16 protein-coding genes and 1 pseudogene are annotated in these 22,546 nt (G+C 38.7%); 1 reads left to right on the top strand and 16 read right to left on the bottom strand.

Going from position 1 to position 22,546, the window contains the following annotated elements:
• Positions 1-314 precede the first annotated feature (314 nt).
• The 3 genes from WQ54_RS18970 to WQ54_RS18960 form a co-directional block, all read right to left on the bottom strand.
• On the bottom strand, positions 315-1,034 hold the full coding sequence (locus WQ54_RS18970) for a YebC/PmpR family DNA-binding transcriptional regulator (protein WP_046585952.1): 720 nt from the start codon (positions 1,032-1,034) through the stop codon (positions 315-317).
• A gap of 126 nt (positions 1,035-1,160) precedes the next feature.
• The gene (locus WQ54_RS18965; RefSeq protein WP_046586319.1) at positions 1,161-2,153 is read right to left on the bottom strand and encodes a lipoate--protein ligase; all 993 of its coding nucleotides are present in this window, start codon (positions 2,151-2,153) and stop codon (positions 1,161-1,163) included.
• A 14-nt stretch (positions 2,154-2,167) separates the two neighbouring features.
• Positions 2,168-2,905: an MBL fold metallo-hydrolase gene (locus WQ54_RS18960; RefSeq protein ID WP_046586311.1), complete on the bottom strand. Its 738-nt coding sequence runs from the start codon at positions 2,903-2,905 to the stop codon at positions 2,168-2,170.
• 264 nt (positions 2,906-3,169) lie between these two features.
• On the opposite strand from WQ54_RS18960, the gene yhfH reads away from it, so the two are divergent.
• Complete coding sequence (yhfH, locus tag WQ54_RS32880) at positions 3,170-3,304, top strand: protein YhfH (RefSeq protein WP_084822173.1); 135 nt, start codon at positions 3,170-3,172, stop codon at positions 3,302-3,304.
• Between the two features lie 154 nt (positions 3,305-3,458).
• Here yhfH and WQ54_RS18955 read toward each other — a convergent pair whose 3' ends face one another.
• The 13 genes and pseudogenes from WQ54_RS18955 to WQ54_RS18895 form a co-directional block, all read right to left on the bottom strand.
• Positions 3,459-4,478, bottom strand: a complete 1,020-nt coding sequence (locus tag WQ54_RS18955; protein WP_046586302.1) for a LacI family DNA-binding transcriptional regulator — start codon at positions 4,476-4,478, stop codon at positions 3,459-3,461.
• 184 nt (positions 4,479-4,662) lie between these two features.
• Positions 4,663-6,885: a YhgE/Pip domain-containing protein gene (locus WQ54_RS18950; protein ID WP_052737869.1), complete on the bottom strand. Its 2,223-nt coding sequence runs from the start codon at positions 6,883-6,885 to the stop codon at positions 4,663-4,665.
• A gap of 76 nt (positions 6,886-6,961) precedes the next feature.
• Positions 6,962-7,534 carry a TetR/AcrR family transcriptional regulator gene (locus WQ54_RS18945; RefSeq protein WP_046586294.1) on the bottom strand — a complete coding sequence of 191 codons (573 nt, stop codon included), beginning with the start codon at positions 7,532-7,534 and terminating at the stop codon, positions 6,962-6,964.
• Between the two features lie 126 nt (positions 7,535-7,660).
• Positions 7,661-9,037, bottom strand: coding sequence for an MATE family efflux transporter (locus WQ54_RS18940; RefSeq protein ID WP_046586292.1), 1,377 nt, complete (start codon positions 9,035-9,037; stop codon positions 7,661-7,663).
• Positions 9,038-9,488: 451 nt separating this feature from the next.
• Entirely contained in the window at positions 9,489-10,517 is a 1,029-nt protein-coding gene (locus tag WQ54_RS18935) for an SDR family oxidoreductase (protein WP_046586290.1), read from the bottom strand.
• A gap of 434 nt (positions 10,518-10,951) precedes the next feature.
• Complete coding sequence (locus WQ54_RS18930) at positions 10,952-11,581, bottom strand: MFS transporter (RefSeq protein ID WP_269431580.1); 630 nt, start codon at positions 11,579-11,581, stop codon at positions 10,952-10,954.
• A 36-nt stretch (positions 11,582-11,617) separates the two neighbouring features.
• A pseudogene (locus WQ54_RS18925) lies at positions 11,618-11,746 on the bottom strand (endo-1,4-beta-xylanase); the annotation flags it as partial.
• Positions 11,747-11,932: 186 nt separating this feature from the next.
• A complete protein-coding gene (locus tag WQ54_RS18920; protein WP_046586288.1) occupies positions 11,933-13,909 on the bottom strand; it encodes a YjhG/YagF family D-xylonate dehydratase in 1,977 nt (658 codons plus the stop codon).
• A gap of 65 nt (positions 13,910-13,974) precedes the next feature.
• Positions 13,975-15,606 (bottom strand): glycoside hydrolase family 43 protein, encoded by a 1,632-nt coding sequence (locus tag WQ54_RS18915; RefSeq protein ID WP_084822169.1) that lies wholly within the window; start codon positions 15,604-15,606, stop codon positions 13,975-13,977.
• Between the two features lie 55 nt (positions 15,607-15,661).
• Positions 15,662-17,728 (bottom strand): alpha-glucuronidase family glycosyl hydrolase, encoded by a 2,067-nt coding sequence (locus WQ54_RS18910; RefSeq protein ID WP_231597577.1) that lies wholly within the window; start codon positions 17,726-17,728, stop codon positions 15,662-15,664.
• A 284-nt stretch (positions 17,729-18,012) separates the two neighbouring features.
• Positions 18,013-18,945 (bottom strand): ferrochelatase, encoded by a 933-nt coding sequence (hemH, locus tag WQ54_RS18905; RefSeq protein WP_046586286.1) that lies wholly within the window; start codon positions 18,943-18,945, stop codon positions 18,013-18,015.
• A 57-nt stretch (positions 18,946-19,002) separates the two neighbouring features.
• A complete protein-coding gene (hemE, locus tag WQ54_RS18900) occupies positions 19,003-20,055 on the bottom strand; it encodes a uroporphyrinogen decarboxylase (protein ID WP_046586284.1) in 1,053 nt (350 codons plus the stop codon).
• 239 nt (positions 20,056-20,294) lie between these two features.
• Positions 20,295-22,436: a transglycosylase domain-containing protein gene (locus WQ54_RS18895; protein WP_046586281.1), complete on the bottom strand. Its 2,142-nt coding sequence runs from the start codon at positions 22,434-22,436 to the stop codon at positions 20,295-20,297.
• Between the last annotated feature and the right edge of the window lie 110 nt (positions 22,437-22,546).

Genomic DNA, 22,546 nt, shown 5'->3' with positions numbered 1-22,546 from the left:
AAATATAATAACGTTTCTTTTTGTTTCTGAAAATAAATGGTACAAACAATACCAATTAACTTCATTTCTATATACTTCTACGAAAAATATTAACAATAAAAATATCGCTTGCGATAATATACTACAGCGACAAGATTTATATCGTATCACTAATAATTCAGGAAGTCAATAACTTTGTTTAAGAACTAATTGGAAACTTTTGAAATCAAACTATGACATAGTATTATGAAATGGCAGCAATGCTCTGGTACTTGATTTGAAAATATATTAAGGGCCTAGCCCCCACTTTAAGACAGAGGCCCGACCCTTTATTATCATTCACCTAAATCAACGTTGTGGTACACTTGTCTAACATCTTCTAAATCTTCCAATGCATCAATCATTTTTTCAAATTGTGCCTTAGAATCTTCTGGTAGTGTGACGTCATTTTGTGCCAGCATGGTTAATTCTGCAACGGTAAATTCAGTTATGCCGCTATTTTTGAACGCTTCTTGAACAGCATGGAATTGATCAGGTTCTGCATAAACAATCACTTGATCATCTTCTGCTAGAATATCGCGAACCTCTACATCTGCTTCCATTAAAAGCTCAAGAACTTCATCTTCAGTTTTGCCTTCAAATCCGATTACAGCTGTCGCATCAAACATGTAGGATACCGATCCGCTCACACCCATGTTTCCTCCGTTTTTACCGAATGCTGCACGTACCTCGGATGCAGTACGGTTAACATTATTCGTCAGCGCATCCACAATCACCATTGATCCGTTTGGCCCAAATCCTTCATAACGAAGCTCATCATAGCTTTCTTCTGCTCCGCCTTTTGCCTTTTCAATTGCACGGTCAATAATTGTTTTAGGAACACTGTATGTTTTCGCGCGTTCGAGAACAATTTTTAATGCTTGATTTGATTCTGGATCTGGTTCACCCTGCTTTGCGGCTACATATATTTCACGTCCAAATTTTGCATAAATACGACTTGTATTCGCATCCTTTGACGCTTTCTTTTCTTTAATATTGTTCCACTTACGGCCCATCATGAACACTCTCTTTCTACTTTGAATCTAAATTTAAAAGTTTCTATTACTACTATGATCTATTATACCTTAAACACTAGGAAATGGATAATCTTGATTAATCATTTCCGCCCAAAAGCAGCTCATTTAATAAATAAGCTGCAGGAAATCTGTCTTTTCAATATTTCCAAAGTATGCTTTTACATCGATTTCTTGAAGCATTCTTTCTAGTTCCGACTTATCATATCGGGTACCTATCAAGGCTTGTTCTACCTCTTTTACATCGCCCACGCCAAAAAAGTCACCATAAATCTTGCAATTTTCGATAACACCTTTTTGTACTTCTAATCGTACATCGATCTGTCCAACAGGGAATCGGTGTGAATGTTGATAGTTAAATTTAGGAGACTTTCCATAGTTCCAATCCCAATTTTGATAGCGTTCTTTTGAGATTTCATTGATTTTTTTCCAATCTTCATCGGTTAAATCATATGTTGGAATTTGATCTGCTCCATCAAAAATATACCTCAGTAATAACTCTCTAAATTGTTCAATCGTTATTTTTTCTTCTAAATACTCAATAATATTGGCAACCCTGCTTCTAATTGACTTTATTCCTTTTGATTCGATTTTATCCTTTTTTACTTTTAATGCTGAAACTACACTATCAATTTCGGAATCAAATAATAATGTCCCATGAGAAAACATTCGTCCACGTGATGAAAATTGTGCATTCCCTGAAATTTTTCGACCATCGCCTGCGATAATGTCATTCCGGCCACTCATTTCTGCTTTCACACCTAGCTTTTCAAGGGCCAGAACAACAGGCTCAGTGAACTTTTTGAAATTATGAAAACTTTCACCATCATCTTTTGTTATAAAGCTAAAATTCAAATTCCCTTTATCATGGTAAACGGCACCGCCGCCAGAAAGCCGTCTGACAACATGGATTTTATTTTCTTCAACATATGATGTATTAATTTCCTCAATCGTATTTTGATTTTTCCCAATAATGATCGATGGTTCATTTATGTAAAACAATAAATAGGTTTCATTTGGGTCTAAATGTTTAACAGCATATTCTTCAATGGCTAAATTTATTCTAGGGTCTGTAATCCCGTTATTATCGATAAACAACATTTCAATTCCTCCAATTAATGTTTGCTCCATTCAAGGCCGGAACTAGCTAGGGTAACCTGTCCATTAAATTGCTCATTAGCTTCCTTTACTAAATTCTCATGGTCCCCAAAATGCGGCAAATGTGTTAATATAAGCTGCTTCACACCAGCGCCTTGAGCGATCGCTGCTGCTTCTTTACAATTCATATGTCCGGCACTTGATCCGTCTTGATTGCCATAATAGCTCGATTCTGCAATCAAAAGATCTGCACCTTTCGAAAACGGAATGAAGTCTTCTTGAAAGCTTGAGTCGGCAGTATAAACAATGGTCGATTGTTTGTCAGTAATCCTCATGGCAAAACAAGGAACAGGGTGAACAGTCCGTAAAAAGCGAATCTCAAATGGACCAATCGTTAAGGGCTGATCCGCTTCATACGGTATACCTTTTGTTGCATCTTTATAGGTAAGCTTTGCAAAGGCTGCTTGATCAAAAGTATGAGCATAAATCGGGATGGTTTTTTTTGAGCCCGTAATAAATGATGTTACATAACTCGCATATTGCAATGGCCCGATATCAGCCATATGATCATGATGATAATGAGATAGAATCACAGCGTCCAATTCTTCTATGGCAACTGTCTCCTGGAGTTTTGATAAAACGGCACTTCCGCAATCGACTAATAATCGAAACCCGTTTGATTCTAGCAAATACCCTGAGGTTGCTTCATTTGGCCCCGGAAATCCGCCCCAATAACCAATCACCTTTAGTTTCATTTGCTCATCAACCTTTCATTTCCCAGTTATTTTACTAATCAATATCCCCATTATACTAAACGGCTAACACGACTTCACGTTTATAAGCTTTGCTTTCAGCCACTTTAAAATGACTCTATTTGGGCATAAACACATTTTTCCATCATATCGTTATTTCATCACAAAAAGGGCCATTCAAGCGAAAATTGTTACAAAACAGTTGTTGACACAATATAACTGTTATAATACAATTAAATCAACAAATGACAACGGAGGGGATTCCAAATGATCATGAAAATAACTGAATTTTTCAGAAACTTACCAAAAAAACAATGCAAAGAGTGTGGCCAGGATATAGAGGAACAGCATGAATGCTATGGCAACACATGTAATGAGTGCCTGCATGTAACAGATCTATAAGAATCGATGAGTAAAGGGACTTATAAAACTAAAAGTATCTGAATCTTCAATAATTCCATTCTGTACTAATACACATTCCACCATTTATCTCCACATAAAAAGGATGGCGAAACAATCGCCATCCTTTTTACTTTAGGCTATTTAAGCCTTCTATTTAAGATGTCGCAACTAGCTTCCTTTTCATCATGGTTGATTCTCTTACTGCAAGCTGAGAAGAAAACACATGCTTTTCGTAAGAGCGGTACTGTTTTTTATGTATTTTATCATAAATAACATCCAATGATTTCAAGGCGATTTCCTGAACAGGCTGGATCACGGTCGTAATCTGCGGATCCAGTATTTCCGTAATTTCCATATTATCAAAACCAACTACAGCTAGATCTCCAGGTATGCTCCATCCATGTTTTTTTGCTTCAGAAACAACACCTGCCGCAACAGCATCTCCTCCAGTAAAAATAGCTGTCGGTGAAGTCTTCATGCTTGCGATCCTTTTAAAAATTTGCTTTCCATCCTCAACGTTAGTAGCATGTTGGAAGTGACAGTTTTCATCAAAATAGCAGCCTGCCTCTGTTAATGCCCGTTTAAATCCAAGCTCCCTTGCCTTCATTCCTTCGCTTACTATTCCGCTTGAACAATAAGCGATTTGTCTATGACCCCTTTCAAGCAAATGGCTGGCAATTGTAAAGCCGCTATATGCTTGATCCATATACACCATAGGAATTTGTGCATTCTCCACCATTTCATTGCAAAGAACAATTGGACCATAATTTAAATAAGCATCGACGACCGGCCAGTCATTTTCAACCGACGTCATAATCACTCCATCAACCTGCCTAGTTTTTAACAGATTCAAATAATATCGTTCTTTCTGTTTCAAGAATTGTGTTTGGCAAATAATTAACTGATAGCCTTTTGCAGAAGCAGCCATTTCTAGTTTTTCGATCAGCTGGCTAAAAAATGGTGTAGATATTTTTGGAATTAAAACAGCAATAATTCCAGTTTTCTGATTTCTTAAGCTTCTCGCAGCAGAATTTGGAACATACCCCAATTGCTCCATAGCCTGCTGAACAAGCTTCTTCTTCGCATCGGAAACATATGGATGATTATTTAAAACACGTGAAACAGTTGTTCTTGATAATCCCGCTAGTTTCGCGACATCTTCTATGGTAGACAAATTTCTCCCTCCCCATGGCTCTATGTTGCCCACCTTGTTTGACGTCTGAAAACGTTTTCATATATAAGTATATGAAAATATTATTTATTTTTCAACCTTTTTTCGAAGAAATCTAACTTTTTTTATGTCATTCTTTGGATTTGATAGAAAGAGAGGCTGACTTGCAGCCCCTCTTTCTGTTTGACTAAGCAGAAACCTCGTTTAGTGCCCGATTTTCCTTTCTCAATTTCATTGTAAAGTAGAAAATCGTCCCTGCTATTGCAATAGCAAAATATCCTAATAAAACAAGTGCTTGTGACCACATATAATCAAAATTGCCGCTAGAGATTATTGCTTTAAATCCAGCAACAGAGTAGGTCATCGGCAGCCATTGATTGATCTTTTGAAATCCTTCTGGAATTAGCTCAAGCGGAAATGTTCCTGCGCTTGTTGTTAATTGAAGGATCAACAGGATGATCGCAATAAATCTACCAGGATCAGCCATCGTTGTTACCAATAATTGAACAATTGATATAAAGGTCAAGCTTGTTACTATGCTGAATAGGAAAAATAAACCCACACTTTTTACTTCTAAACCCAAACCATATAAAAGGACAAGATCTGCCAGGATTGCTTGAATGATGGCAACAAAAAACAGCACACTAAATTTGCTGGCAAACCAAGCTAATCCAGATTTTGGTATCCCAGTTGTTTTTCGTAATGGAAACACAACTGTTACTAAGAGTGTTCCAACAAATAAGGCCAATGATAAGAAATATGGTGCAAGACCTGTTCCATAGTTTGGAACTTCGTTTAGTTCTTCTGTGTGTAGATCAACAGGATCTGCCACCATATCATAGACCTTATCAGATCCTTTTACATCTTTTGTTTCATCTGTTGCTTCTTTTAGCTTTGTGGAAAGTTCACTTGTTCCATCTGAAAGCTCTGATAATCCTTCATCTACTTGATCTGCACCATTTGCCAGTCTCTTTGAGCCATCTTCTAACGCGACAGATCCATCAGCTAACTGACCAATCCCTTGTTCAAGAGCTGTTCCCCCATTTACTAATTGTTCAGTGCCAGCTTTCGCTTCAGCAAGCTTGTCACCAAAAACATGTAAACCTTCTGTTAGAGCCGATTGACCGTTATTCACTTGAACTGCCCCATTATAAAGTTTTTCCTGACCTGTTGTAAGCTGATTAATTGCAGCTTCTACTGAAGCAGTCCCTTTATATAGTTTTTCTGTATTTGCCGGCAATTCCGCTACATTTTGATTAAGCTCACCGGCACCTGCTGCTAATTGATTAAGGCTAGTTGATAGCTGCTTTCCACCTTGGTCTAAACTATTTAAAGCTTCCGCTAGTGCTAAAAGCTCCTGGCGTTTCTCTTCAGGTAAAGGCATTCCTTGCAAATCTGCTATCACATTATTAACCCCAGAAGTTACTTGGGATAAATTCTTTGATAAATCCGCTGCTCCCTGACTGGCAGCAGTGGTTCCACCTGCAAGCTGCTTTGTGCCTTCCACCAGGCCCGGCGCACTATTTTTTAAGGTTTCGGTCCCCTTTTTCAGGTTTGGAAGATTATTTTGTAACTCCTTCATGCCTGTTATTGAATCATTCAATCCTGTTGCTAATTGTGAAGATCCTGACTCGGCTTTGGACGATCCGTTATATAATTCCTCCTGACCCTGTTTCATCGCAGCTAAACCGCTATCTAATTCGCTTACTCCCTCTACTAGCTCTGCTGTACCTGAAGATGCTTCCTGCAGACCATCTTTAAAGGTAAGCGAATTGGTTACAAGCTGATGAAGATTTTCAGTAAGTTTGCCTGAGCCTTCCTTTAGCTCGCCAGCGCCATTATTAATTTTATTAGCACCTTCGCTTGCATCTCCAATTCCATCTGCCATTAGCTCAATATTATCAAATATCGTTTCTGCATAAGTTTTCGTTATTGTATTAGCAACCTCTTCTTTAATTTTAGCAACAGCACTTTCACCTATTTGCCCTGAAATAAAGTTATTTCCTTTATTTGAGATAAATGTAAGTTCTAAGTGCTCTGGTTCGCTGCTTTGTAAAGTTGTGGCATTGCTTGAAAAGTTCTTTGGGACTTCAATTACCATATAATAATCTAGTTGTTCCAGACCTTCTTCTGCCTGTTTCTGATTGACAAAATGCCACTCAAATTTCCTGTTATCTTTTAAATTATCAATTAATTCATTCCCAACGTCCAGCTCCTTCCCTTCATAGGTGGTGCCAGTGTCATTGTTGACAACAGCAACAGGGAGCTGATCAAGTTTTCCATAAGGATCCCAAAATGCACCTAGGTAGCCGCCGCTATACATTAACGGAATAAAAAGTACTCCGATGACAGCGATAAGAACTTTTTTATTTTTAAATAATGCCTTCCATTCTTGTTTAATTAAAGACAATTTTTTCAACCTCCTGTATTTTTCAAAATGACCATTTTGTTCATTGGGTCATAATATATCAAAAAAGTTAGGATTATCAGATTGATAATCCCTTTAATAAATACTGCTCAAATACTTCTGCAATTTCTTCTTTTTCAAGTGGTTCGTGATGTTTTTCCCAATCAAAGATTAACGAGATATAGAGCTTTAATAAAATAAAAGCGGTCAACTCTGGATCACAAGGTTTGATCTCTTTATTTTCGATTGCAACAGTAATTTTTTGCTTAATATAATACAATATCATTTGTTCAACCTTTTTAACACCCTCATTCACTGTTGGTGTTCCAAAATCACTACTTTCCTGAAAAAGTTTGATGGTCAATTGATGCGTTTTTCGAAATTCCAAAATACTGTATAACGCTCTGTGGACATTCTGTAAAAATGACAAATTGGAATCAAACGCATTCTCTGCAGCTTCCTTCATATCCAACAGCAGACCATCAATGATTTCAGCAAAAAGCTCTTCTTTATTTTTATAAAACGTATAGATCGTCCCTTTTCCTACATTAGCCAGCTTAGAAACTTGATCCATCGTTGTTGCTTTATATCCGAATTGGGTAAAAGATTTTGTTGCTGCCTCCAAAATTAGCTGCTTTCGATTGATGCCCAAACGATTCCCTCCTATCACAAAATGACCACATGAAGAAATTAGTCAGTTTTTATATTGTTACTATAACATGTGATTTAATTGAATTCAATATCTGGTTTTGGAGTCAGTCTTCAGTCATTCATTCCATCAGCTTATAACAGCTTTTGTTCCCTTATTCTCATGTTTTATAAGTGCTTTATTCTCCCACGTTCTGCTTTTCCAGCGAAGGCACAGGATCAATCCTCTGACCCACTCATCTGCAATAAATGCAACCCACATTCCTATCAATCCATATCCCAAATGGATTCCAAGCAAATAGGTTAAAGGAACGCTGAAGCACCAAATCACAAAAATTGATACGAACATCGAAAATCGAGCATCACCAGCGGCTTGAAGCGACCTTTCAAGAAATATATTAAAATTTCTTCCAGGTTCTAGCAGAAAGCCCATCAGCAACAATACGGAACCAAGGGAAATGATGTCACTGTCATCAGTAAATAAACTTAATAATTGGTTCCTAAATAAACAAATGATGAGCACAGCAGTGAGCGTGATTATCATGCTTCTCCGCAAATTCAAAAAGGCTTGTTTATAGGCTTCTTCCTTCTCGCCAGCACCAACTAAATGCCCGATAATAATCTGTACGCCTCTCCCCAACGAAATGGCAAGGATCATAATAAAGAACATAATATTTTGTGTATAAATCCTTGTTGATAGCATTTCTGATCCTAGTGAGACAATAAAAGCGGTCGTCACAATTTGATTAGCTGAATATGATAAGTTTGATGCAGATGCCGGTATACCTATTTTTAATATCTTTTTTACATGGTCTTTATTCCAGCTAAAAAGGTTCTTCCAAATTATCTTTACATGTACCTTTTTTGTTAAAACAAGCAGGTTTATAAAAAGTCCGATACAAATGCTGATAACAGTCGAGATCGCGACTCCAACTACTCCAAGCTTTGGCACACCTAGCGCACCGTATATAAACAGGTAATTACCCACAATATGTATAGCATTTATTCCGAGTGCAACAAACATTGTATATTTTGTAAAACCGTGTGATTGGATGATCGCGGTGATTGTAATCATAACAGCTTGAATAAACAATGATCCTCCTGCGATTAGAAGATATGACTTTGCAAGTGAAAATAGGGAAGGATCAAGGTCAAACATGTGAAGAATTGGATTGCAGAAAAAGATCATGACCAAGCTAATCAATACACCAAATAAAAGATTTAATGAAATGGAAGTTGCTGCAAGCTTTCCAATTTCATCCCGCTTTTGCGCCCCAAGATATTGAGTAATGACAACCGCGGAACCAACGGCAACGAAGTTAAACAATAAAAAGGTGAACATGATAATTTGATTTGCTACTCCCACTGCTGCTACAGCTGAATCAGACACCTTGCTTAACATAAATGTATCAGCGGTTCTTAGAAACATTTGGAGTGCTGATTCGATGAAAATCGGCCAGGTTATTGCAAATAAAGAAAGTTTGATAACGCTATTTTTGTTATCCACAACAAAGACTCCTTCTGGCTGGTTTGTTTATCTAACGAAAGCGCATTAGAAAACATTTTTTATCGTTCGTCATTTTAGGCAAACCGGTTAACTAATATTTACTCTTTCTTTTCTGATCATTTTTTAAGATAAAATTAGATCAGAGCTGGTTTGCCGTCAGTCATTCAATATAGTTGATATAGCGAGGCTTCCACTAGCAGGAGTTTTCCAATCCTATTGATGGTTGTGCTGAGCCTTATCTTGCTTAAGACGCCAAGTCCTTAAAGGAGTTAAATTATTATATGATTATTTGGTGGTGTTTCCTAATATCAGGAGTTAATAGTAAAGGACTTAAACTGATGAAATGATTGCATGGTATTTGCGTTCTAAAAAATTCCTGGATTTATAATCATTGATAATACAAGACTAGAAGGATGCAGTCTCAAAGGAGACAGCACCCTATTATACCTTTCTATTTATAAACCTCTTCATTTATTGCTTGTAACGCACCTTGTAAGGCATCGATAACCCGATCACACCAACGATCAAATTCCTTATCTTCTGTTTGAAGTTCAGGGTTGGCTAAAATGTTTTCAATCGTTTGCTTTATTCCTTGGTCAACTCGAGTGGTTGCAACAAAATCCGGAACAAGTCGTTTTAGCTTTGAATTATCAAATACAACGGTATTCGCCTTATCTCCTAATAATCCGCCTCTGTAATCCTCTTTACTGCAAGCCGCTAAAAATTCCGATGGAACATGGACAGCATTGAGTTTTACTCCGAGGGCATCGGCAATAATTTCGTAAATTTGGTTCCAGGTAACGCTTTCATCTGAAGTAATGTGAACAGCCTCTCCAATCGCATGAATATTTCCCATTAAACCAATAAAGCCTTTGGCAAAATCACTATTATGTGTCAACGTCCATAAAGATGTACCATCCCCATGAATGATCACAGGTTTGTTCTCTAACATCCGCTTTGCAACCTGCCAGGAACCCTTTCTTCCATGTACACCAAGCGGAATGGAACGTTCATCATAGGTGTGACTTGGCCTTACGATTGTTATAGGGAAACCATTCTCACGATATTGATTCATCAAATACTCTTCACAGGCAATCTTATTTCGAGAATACTGCCAATATGGATTTGCTAAAGGCGTTCCTTCTGTTATACGATAATCAGACAAAGGAGTTTGGTACGCAGAAGCAGAGCTAATAAACATAAATTGTTTCGTTTTCCCGTTAAATAAACGGTAATCTCTTTCCAACTGAGCTGGTTCAAATGCTATGAAGTCTGCTACCACATCAAACTCTAAATGTTCGATAAGTTTAGCTACACGCTCTTCATCGTTAATATCAGCTTGAATGAGATTGACAGATGCAGGCAATTGCTTCGTTCGATTTCCTCTATTAAGAAGATAAAGTTCGCAGCCTTTTTCTGCTAGCTGTTTTGTAATTGCAGAGCTAATTGTTCCAGTTCCTCCAATAAATAACGCTTTCATAATTTTACCTCCGCTAATAATTTATTTTTATTTAACCAAAGCCTGTTCATGATTAATACCAATTACCTTTTTATCTATGTCATATTCAGCTTCATTTCAAAGGTATCTGGCGGTATTATTCAAAAAACAGGTAAAAATATGTAAAACTAATCTTCAGGAGAAGATCTTTACAATCGAAAAAAGATACAAACTTTACATATGCTGCTTCTTTCCTGGCTTACTTTTCCCTTTATATGAGAACAAACCATTTATCTTTTTTGCCTGACGCTGCTTTCGAAACAATATGCATATTTAAATAACATTGGCTCCTTTTAAAATAATTATCCTTAAATATTCTATTAGACTTGTTTCTTGTTTTTCCTTTCCAGGCAGATGAAAAAAGTAGTTTTTTTTATTTAAAAGAATGTCAGACTCCCTTAAAGTAAACCAGTTATTTAAGTTTTTGCCGGAAGCTTCCTCTTAGGCGGCACAGCAAAGAATGCGAGTAATGCACCAATTGCCCCAATTACCGCAGACACTATCAGCATGCTATCATAGCTGCCGAATTGGTCGTATGCCCAACCAAACTGGATGGGTCCCAAAGCAGAACCGATGACGCCAGCCGTATGTGTAACCCCTTGAATACTTCCCAAATATTTACGGCCATAGTAGTTTGGCCAAATGACACCCATAGGAATATTCATAAACCCTTGTGCGATTCCCCAAGAAATAGCGAAAAGGACAACCACAAGATATGATTGCGCATACAAAAGGATAATCGGAGCTATGAGATTTAGCAAAAAGGTCAGACTCAGCATTCGATGTACCTTGACACGCTCGACAATAAACCCGGAAACAATTGAACAGCCGAAGCTAACGAGCGGAATTAAGCTGAGAACAAACGCCGTCGTCATCCTGTCAATTCCCTGCTCCCCCAGTATCGAAAAAATCTGAAATGTAATGCCCGTGTAAATCATCGCCGGGATTGCCCCGCATATCATCACAAACCAAAATGTTTTTGTCCGCATCGCCTCTGACAAAGTCCACGAATCCTCCTGCTCTGCAGGTGATTGACCATCCTTTATATGAGGTTCGGCTTTTATTGTCTCAAGGATAAGAAATCATCGATCTATCGTCTTAACCACTTCCCAAAAAGCTTCTTTTGGCTGATGCTTCTCATCAAATAAAAATGGCCAATTTCTTCTTCCTTTAACCGGCAAGTTATTTAACCAAGTATAATCATCAGCAGCCGCAATCGGGAAATAGTCTTTAAACATTTCCTTTAACGATGGAACTTCATTTTTCATCCCTATTATCCCCCTAAAAATAAGTTATCTATTTGTAATAGTAGGCGATTTATGATAGGAGGAAGGGAAGTTTTCCCTTCCGGTGACGGTCAACTTCATCTCCTAATAGACTCACTTTCCAGGAAAATATCATTCTAATTCAAGTGCCTTTTTACCAGCTTCTAATACTTTAATAATCTGATCCACATCGTAAATATTCCCTTTCCAGGTTCCGCCGCTAACAGCCTGTAACGCAGCCCATAGGCGGGTATCGTCTGGTAAATCAGGATCTGGCTTTAAGTCTGGATGAGGCTCTCTCCCAGCAAGAATGGAGGCACCTTCTTCTGGTGAGAAGGTTCTTTCCTCTATTCCAATAAAGTTAATACTGCCTTCGAGCTGATAGCAGTCGACTATAATTTCAATCACGTCTCCAGTTCGCAGTTTTCCAATCGGACCTCCTGCTAATGCCTCTGGTCCAACATGTCCAATACAAGCACCTGTTGAAACTCCTGAAAAACGAGCGTCAGTAATGAGCGAAACATGCTTTCCGAACGATAAATGTTTTAAAGCGGAAGTCAGCTGATATGTTTCTTCCATTCCCGTACCAGTAGGACCGCGGCCCGCGACGATCATAATATCTCCCGCTTCAATCTCTCCAACTTTAATAGCGGTAATAGCTTCCTTTTCAGATGTAAATACCTTTGCTTTTCCTGTATGGCGATATACTCCGTCTTTTCCTAAGACAGCTGGGTCAATAGCTGTTGACTTAATAACGGATCCCTCGGGTGCAATATTGCCTGTCGGGAATGTCACTGTAGAATTTAGCCCTCGTGCTTTTGCCTGATCCGGGTTCATAATGACATCATCTGGATCAACACCATCTGATTGTTTAAGGTGTTTTCGAACTTCAGCCCGACGTTCAGATGATTCCCACCAGTCTAACACCTGACCAAGAGTTTCCCCTGTAACAGTAAGGGCAGACTCTTCTAGCAGTCCAAGTTTGCGAAGATGCAGCATGACTTCTGGTACACCCCCAGCCATGAACGCACGAACAGTAGGATGAAAAACAGGTCCATTAGGCAAAACACTTACTAAACGAGGCACCTCTTTATTGATATGGCTCCAATCTTCAACAGATGGAATCGACAGCTTAGCAGCATGGGCAATTGCCGGGATATGCAGCAGCAGATTTGTTGACCCGCCGAACGCAGCATGAACAACCATCGCATTTTTAATCGCCGCATCGGTTAAAATATCTTTCATCTTTAACCCTTTTGCTTCCATGGCAATCACAGCACGGGCAGATTGCCGAGCGATTTCCTCCCAAATAGGCTGTCCTGATGGAGCTAAAGCAGAATGCGGAACAGACATACCTAATGCCTCGGCAACTACTTGAGACGTTGCCGCTGTTCCGAGAAACTGACATCCCCCGCCAGGTGTGCCGCATGCTCTGCAGCCTAAATCAGCAGCCTCTTGCAAGGTTATTTCATTTTGTGCATATCTGGCGCCAATCGTTTGAATTTTAGCTGCATCCTCGCCATGTGTAGGTGGAAGCGTCACCCCTCCTGGAACTACAATACATGGCAAATCATGCATTGAAGCAAGGGCAAGCATAGTTGCCGGCAGACCTTTATCACAGGTTGCCACTCCTATAACTCCCTTTCGAGTTGGCAAAGAACGGATTAATCTTCGGTACACAATAGCTGCATCATTACGATAAGGCAGTGAGTCGAACATCCCGGCTGTACCTTGTGATCGTCCATCACACGGATCGCTAACGTAACCAGCGAAAGGAACACCTCCTCTTTCCCGTATTTCTTCAGCGGCCGCACGCATAAGTAATCCTACCTCCCAATGGCCTGTATGATATCCTAACGCAATTGGAGTACCATCCTCTGCACGAATTCCTCCCTGAGTGCTAAGAATAAGGATTTGCTTTCCCAGTAACTCGCTAGGTTTCCAACCCATGCCGACATTTTGTGTTAAACCAAACAAATCTCCACTTGGAGAGTGCATCAGCAATTCATGTGTCAAAGGAAGAGAACCTGAAGGCCCAGGAGCATGGGATTGAACCCGGTACAGCTCCTCCCGCTCCATTCCCATAATATAGTTTAACTGTTCACTCATCATATTTAGCTCCTTACTATTTAGTAAGTATTAAGATTAGGCGTTACTTTGAAAAAAATTTGTTTTTATGATTCTTTGATTCCAGTCTTCTCACCCTGAACCCCGGCAATAGCTTTTTCATTTATATATTCTTTATAAATAAAATAATCAAAATCAGCATGCTTCATAGCACCGGCTAAATCTTGAACACACATTCCAATAAACGTTCCTGTAAACCGAATATAGTCACTGCCTTCATCTGACAGATGACTAATATCGATCATTGGTCCAATCTCATGCCACTCCGTTTCTTTAATCGAATAGAAAAATTGCAGCCATTCTTTTTTAATCACTGCCTTTAATTTACAGCGAGCGTAACCTTCGATCGATAGATCCCTCTGCAATAGTTCATCATATTGGCCGCCTTTAGACTGAATGATTCCAAGGCTTTTACCGAGTTCCTCATCATGACTGATCCGTAAATAGACGTAATCCTCTGTGTCATAATACAAAATAAGTCCAGCCATTTGCTGAAATGTTTCTGGTTCAAACTCAACCTCTGTCTCAACCTCACAGTAAAAACTCTGCTGTCTCCGTGCTACCAAGCTTTGTCTATGAAGTGAGCTCATAGACTCTCTTCCTCTTAATCTCAAATATCCCGGTCGTTCGCTTAATGAAAGCCATGTCGAATCTGGTGGAAGTCTAAGGGTATTCCACTGAATTGATAAGTCAACGCTTTCAAAATCATCCTTGTCAGGTATAGGCGGAAACGGATGCAGCTTGATTGTTGGCGCCTTGACTTTAACAAGCGGTTCCCTGTTTCCCCCCTCAATCCGAAGCCAAGAATCCTCTGTCCAGCAGCATCGCTGAATAGCAGTTTCTCTCCCTAAATTGCAATATTTGTCCTTAACAGGACGGCCGCATAAATGGGCAAGATACCATTCTCCTGTATGGGTTTCAATAAGGCTTCCGTGTCCTGCCTTTTGAAGCTCCAATTCAGGAGAATGAGAGGATGTAAGAATTGGATTTTGCGGATCTACCTCATAAGGGCCGAAAAGAGATGGTGATCTAGCCATTGATACTGCATGGTTATATTCTGTTCCCCCTTCTGCCGTCATTAAGTAGTAATAACCGTTCACCTTATACAAATGCGGTCCTTCAGTCAGCTTCAATTCCGTTCCTTTAAAAATATTTCTTACCGGTCCAACTAACTTTTGCTCTTCAACAGAAAATTCTTGAATGACAATTCCCGCAAATCTATTCTTTCCTTTGCGATGATCCCAAAGCATGTTAACAAGCCATTTTGATCCATCATCATCGTGAAAAAGGGATGGATCAAATCCGCTGCTGTTTAAGTATATAGGTTCAGACCAAGGACCCATAATATCCTTAGCAGTAATCATATAATTATGGGTATCTTTAAACGCTCCCTTTCTGCTTTTTACATCGGTATAGATCAGGTAAAAGATGCCATCTGAATAGCTTAAACAAGGTGCCCAAATCCCTCCTGAGTTCAGATTCCCCTCCATATTGACTTGTGTGGTACGGGTTATTGGATGTGTTAACAATCTCCAGTTCACTAAATCCTTGGAATGATGGATCTGCACCCCTGGAAACCATTCAAAAGTGGATGTTGCGATATAGTAATCCTCTCCCACCCTTAAAAAGGATGGGTCAGGATTGTATCCAGACAAGATTGGATTAGAAATCATGATCATGTTTAAGTTCCTCCTTCGTTCTCCTATGAGTTTTCCGATCGGATGACTTTACGACTTATTTATAAATTAATCTATTTTTTTCGTCCTCAATACCCGATTTTCTGTAGAAATACGTATTGATTTGATCTCGCCATTCTTTCGCACTTCTAAGCTGCTCACTAATACGGTCCAGTACGTTCTGAAATTTTACCTGATCAATTTTTCCTTCTAGTTGCTTCCATAAGTCAATATAGTTCTCAACTTCTTCTACACCTTCAAAATGTGTATCATAAATATGCTGAATAACCGATTTTCCTGATTGCAGTCGATGTGTATAGGAAACATGATGGAAAAATAAGAGCAACTCATCTGGACAAGTTTCTATGTTTTCATAGATTTCTGTGTTCTCAGGGAAATATTGACCAGTATAGCCTGTGCCATCTTTTAATGTTCGATTGACACCAATCCCATTCCGATCCGCAAAGTGATATGTCCCCCATACTGAATATTCATAGCCATCTATATTCGGCCCATAATGATGTCCAGGATTCACCATAAAACCAATTCCTAACGGTGCCGTATATTTCTCGTATGTAGGCCATGACCCCATAAGGATTTTATAAATATGGGTAATCACTTTTTCATCTCTTCCAAAGGTCAATTCGATCCACTCTTTAGCCACTTCTTCTGATGACAATTCAGGATTCCAAATTAATCGGCCGTAGCCATATAAATTTGCTTGGGCTAATGTATGTCCAGTCCAATTATCGTCGTCTCCAATATTCGATACAGCTGCTACTCCTGCCATTTCTCTCTCATATAAGGAGCCATCAACAATTGATTTAATTTTTGAATTCTCCCCTTTTGCATACGTATCAAATTCAAAAACTTCCTTCCATTGAGGAACCAGGAAACAAACATGCTTTTGCTGACCTGTATATTCTTGGGTAATTTGAAATTCCATAAGGTGATTTGTCTTTTCCATTGCTCCTAATAAAGGAGAAACAGGTTCACGCACTTGAAAATCAATTGGACCATTTTTAATTTGAAGAATAACATTATCAAGGAACTTTCCATCTAATGGTTTGAAATGATCATATGCTGCTCTTGCACGATCTGTACTTCTATCGCGCCAATCTTGCAAGCAATTGTAGACAAAGCATCTCCATATAACCGCTCCGCCAAATGGTTGTAACGCCTCTGCCAAAACATTTGCCCCATCCGCATGATTTCTGCCATAAGTAAACGGTCCTGGCCTGTGCTCCGAGTCCGCCTTCACAACAAATCCGCCGAAATCGGGAATAAACTGATAAATTTCTGCTGCCTTTGTTTTCCACCATTCCTGCACTTGAGGATCTAAAGGATCTGCTGTGTTTAATCCTCCTAATTGAATAGGACTTGAATAATTGATACTTAAAAATAATTGAATCCCATAGGCGCTAAATATATCAGCTATTTTAGCTACTTCTGGTAAAAACTCTTTATCTATTAATTTCGTTTCCAACTGATGAACATTGACATTATTAATAGAGATTGCGTTTATTCCAACCGAAGACAACAGCCTGGCATATTTGACAATCCTCGTTTTATCCTCAACAATTTTTTTATCAGCATAGAAGATTGACTTTCCTGCATAGCCTCTTTCTACACTGCCCATCGCATTTGACTCATCCATATTATCCCATTGGTTGATCATTCTTATTTTATTTTTCGGATTTTCACTAATAGATAAGCTGCTTACATCTGCATCTGTTTGGATTAACCTGAAGAAATGGTACATTCCATATAAAAGCCCTTTATCTTTGGAAGCGACAACATAAATTGTTTGATGAATGGTTTTAATGGCATAGCCTTCATCATTTATCACATTCGAAAACTGTTTTTTTACCTCACCGCAATCTTCCAATCTAGAGAAAATAATCGTACAATCCTGGGTTATCTTTTCACTTAGCTTTATCTCTCTTTTTAAAACATGGGTGAAGGTAGAATGGATTTCACTTTTTATCGTGTTTACTATCGGAGAATCACCTAGAACTGCTACATGATTAATAGATTGAATAAACTCTTGATTAAACTCTCCTTCGACCCTTGGCAGCCAGCATAAATCAGCTTGTTGTTCAAACGTATTCATTACATTCATCATATTCTCTCCTTAACTAATTATTTCTGCTTTAAACCAAACAAAGCTTCTTCCTCCAAATAGTAAGCCCTTTCATTTTCATATAAAAAACTATGTACAAAAAATATTTACCTATAATCAAATAACCAAATAGCCAATTTGTGATACTCCAGACAGACCTAGGGTATACTAGTATGGTAGATTAGTTAATTTTATATCATTTTTACCGAATATTCAACTTATTTCTGCTGCTTTGTTTGAATAAATAGCCAAAAAACGAGCTTGAATCCCAAGCTCGTTTTGTTAAACTAATTCACTTTATTTAAATGCTTTAAAACAACCGTTCCTAGACAATCAATAAACTCCTGCTTTGCATTTGGCATTTCCGGACGATAATAATTAGAACCTAGCTCGTCTGTTACAACCTTGCACTCATAATCGTTGTCATATAGAACTTCTAAGTGGTCTGCGACAAAACCAACAGGAATATAAACAAACGTTTTGTAACCTTCTTCATATAAATCCCTTGTCAAATCCTGTACATCTGGTCCTAACCAAGGCTCTGGCGTATTTCCAGCACTTTGCCAGCCAATGACATAATTCTTTACTCCCGCTGCTTCAGCAATCAAGTCAGCCGTTTCCTGTAACTGCTGTGGGTATGGGTCGCCATGTGCCGTGATTTTTTCAGGAAGACTATGTGCGGACACAATAAGTACAGCTGCTTCTTTTTCCTCAGCTGACATGTTTTCATACGTCCCTTTTACACGATCAGCCCAGTAGTTAATGAATTTCGTTTCTGTATACCAGCTTTCAACAGAAGTAATGTTGATATCATGCTTGTCTGCCTCTTCTTTTGCTCGTCCATTATATGACTTGACACTGAAGGTTGAGAAATGAGGGGCTAATACGATGCTTACTGCTTCCGTAATTCCGTCCTCGTGCATTTGCTGGACAGCGTCCTCGATAAATGGTTCAATATGCTTTAAGCCAATATATAGCTTAAATTCAATCTCTTCTTGTACACGATTTAAGTGTTCCTCCAGCTTTTCACCTTGCTCTACCGTTATTTTAGCTAAAGGGGAAATTCCCCCGATTGCTTCATAGCGTTCCTTTAAATCCTGAAGCATTTCCGGAGCAGGCTTACGGCCATGTCTGATATGTGTATAGTAACGTTCTATATCTTCTTCTTTATATGGGGTACCATATGCCATGACTAATAACCCCATTTTTTTCTTAGTCAAAATGATTCACCTCTAATTCAGTTCTAAATGCTCGTTGCTCTTTATGAATAAAGCAGATTAAGCGTTCACTTTTACGTTCTTTGAATAATCATGGATAAAAGCAGTCAACTTCTTTAGGTTTTCCGGATTTACTTCTGGAAATACACCGTGTCCAAGATTAAAGATATAACCATCCGTTTGCATGCCTTGGTCCAAAATTTGCTTTGCTCTTTCTTCAATAACTTCCCATGGAGAAAGTAAGATCGCCGGGTCAAGATTCCCTTGAAGGGTTTTTGTTAGACCCATGGAACGAGCCTCCTGGATCTGAAGTCTCCAGTCAAGACCGACTACATCTAACGGAAGATCATGCCATTCCTTGGCTAAATGACTTGCTCCGACACCGAACATGATTAACGGGACATTCTCTGATTTTAGCTCACTAAAGATCCGTTCCATTGTTGGCTTAATATAATAACGATAATCCGCTACATTAAGCGCGCCAACCCATGAGTCAAAAATTTGAATAGCTTTTGCCCCTGCCTTAATTTGTGCTTTTACATATGTAATGCTCACTTCAGCAAGCTTATCCATTAAAGCAAACCATGCCTTTGGTTCTGCATACATGAATGCTTTTGTTTTATTGTAATTTCGGGAAGGACCTCCCTCAATCATATAGCTGGCTAGTGTAAAGGGAGCTCCAGTAAAGCCAATTAACGGTACTTCAAGTTGTTCCTGCGTCAGCAGTTTAATTGTCTCTAATACATAGGAAACATCTGATTCAGGATCAATTTCCCCAAGCTTTTCAACATCGCTAAGGGAACGAATAGGGTTATCGATGACCGGCCCGATCCCTGACTTTATTTCAACTTCTACGCCGATCGCCGGCAGCGGAGTCATAATATCTTTATAAAGAATCGCAGCATCAACATCATATTGCTCTACAGGCAATCTTGTTACATATGCACATAATTCTGGCTGATGCGTGATTTCAAAAAGGCTGTATTTTTCTTTGATTGCACGATATTCAGGCTGTGATCGCCCAGCTTGTCTCATATACCAAACTGGAACATAGTCCGTCTTTTCTCCGCGACAAGCTTTTAAAAACGTATCATTTATTTTTTTTTCAGCCATCCAAAAAGCCACCTTTCTATCTTAAGAAGGGAAATACCCCTTTATTAAATAATAGTTATTATAATCTAATATTAATTCTATATTAAAATCCCAACACTTACAACTATAACGTTTTCAAGCCATATTGTATAGTTATGATGAGGAAATGTCGAAAAAAAGTCGAATTACTACAAGTACACCCCTACAAAAGAAAACCCATCTTAACGGTGAAAACCCGAAAGATGGATGTTTTTCTATTATCATTTACGAGAACTAAATAAGCTTGGTTTAGTAAATTCTACCGCAACCCCTTCTTCACGGGTTTGGACATTATACGGGGCAACCTTATACGTACTTTCAGAAAATACATTTACGTATGGAATTTCATAAACCCCTTTTCCGGTAACAGTCCCGACAAGCTTTTGTCCACTTTCTGATTGTTCGTATATGCGATATTCTACTCGTTCATCCTGCTGCGCTTCCCATTCAAGAGTTAATGTAATTAATCCCAGCGGCTTAAAGGTGTATCTCGCATCAACCTTTTCAATTTCCGTAAGACGGATTGGACTTTCTAAATCATTTACACCTTCCGGAACCTTAAATGCTACATTTTGCTCCCAATTTGCCTCGGTTAAAATATCCTTAAACAGCTTTGTAGGGTAGGAGCTGCCTTGTTTTAAATAATGAGTTTTATCGGTCTTATCATATCCCATCCAAAGTGCGCCAACGACATTTTCAGTAAAACCTACAAACCAAGCATCCTTTGCGGCTCCTTCAACTCCCGGGAACGTGGTCGTACCTGTTTTTCCAGCCAATTCACCTTGAAATGCACCATTCTTTGCTGTCCCTTCACTCACGACATGCTGAAGCATTCTCGTCATATCCCACGCCGTTTGCGGTGAATAAACCTGCTCTACCTCTGGTTGGCTTTCAGCAATAACTTCTCCCTTGCGATCTGTTATTTTTTGAATAAGATGATGCTCACTGAAATTTCCTTGCGTTGTGAACGTTCGATATGCATTTGCCATTTGAATAGGTGTCACTCCTTTTGAAAGTCCTCCCAATGCGATTGCTAATCCATCATCCTTAAACGTAATCCCTACCTTTTGTAAATATTTTTTACTGTTCGCTATCCCTAATTCAGATAATGTCCAGACAGCTGCCGCATTTTTAGACGAAATAATGGCATCATACATGGTTACCTTTCCGGCGTAATTGTTATCATAATTTTCTGGTACATAATCTCCATATTTCAGCTTTTCATCCTTTAACAATGAATAAGGGGAAAACAAGTCTGACTCAATCGATGGTGCATAGACCGCGATTGGTTTAAACGTTGAACCCGGCTGTCGCATCACATTCAGTCGATTCAAGCCCTTTGGCACGTAATCGCGGCCGCCAATAGCAGCCAAAACGCCTCCCGTTTTATTATCTATTAAAATAAATGCACCTTGCGCATATTCGTCTGTTCCTGGAAAGTACTCCTTCTTTTGAAACAATTCATAAGCAGATTTTTGAACCTCTTCCTGAAGTGGAACAGAAATTGTATATCCACCTCTTAATAACTCCTCATTAGAGAGGGCATACTTTTCTTTTGCTTCATCAAATACCATATCAATATAAGTGGATAGCCATGGGCTAACCTGTTTTTTATTGACATTTAATTTCACTGTTTTCCCTTGTGTTCTAACAACCTCTTCATATGAAATATAGTTTTGGTCACCCATTAAGCTTAAAATGACATTTCGGCGTTCCCTGCTCTTTTCAGCATTGTCGATTGGAGAATAGGTCGACGGAGCTTTTGGTATTCCTGCTAAAAGGGCCCCTTCCTCTAGAGTCAGCTCTGAAACCTCTTTATTAAAATACAACTTTGCCGCAGTTTTAATCCCATAGGCACCATGCCCAAAATAAACTTGGTTTAAATACATTTCCAATAATTTTGCTTTACTGTAACGGTTCTCCAAGTTTATAGCGATAATCGCTTCCTTTGTTTTCCGAAGCAATGTTTTGTCATTTGTCAAAAAGATATTCTTCGCAAGCTGCTGGGTAATCGTACTTCCGCCTTCAACTTTGCTGCCAGCAAGGATATCCTTATACAGAGCCCTTCCGATCGCTCTCATGTCAATCCCATGATGCTCATAAAATCGTTGATCTTCAACAGAAATAAATGCCTGCTGCACATGATCCGGTACTTCGGAAATGTCAACAAGCTCCCGATTCTCTATATAGAGCTTTGTAATTTCGTTTCCTTCTATGTCAACAAGCTTAGAAGCTGTGTTCATGACCAATTTCTCGTCATCTATCACGTAATTCCCCATAAAAATAATAAATATATAACCTAAAAACGAAAAAGCAACAGTAAGTATTAGTATTAGACAAGATAAAAGAAGTTTCTTTTTCATATGCTCACCCCTTTAATTATATTAGTATTGTTAAAAATAGGCAGGTATATGTGTGAACACGATAAATTTTGGGAAAAGGTGAATAGTAACTGTATACTAAAATGATCATT

The organism is Bacillus sp. SA1-12, assembly GCF_000981385.1.
Lineage (GTDB): Bacteria > Bacillota > Bacilli > Bacillales > Bacillaceae > Metabacillus.
The sequence above is the reverse complement of the archived record's forward strand: the minus strand, read 5'-3'. Positions and strand labels throughout refer to the sequence as shown.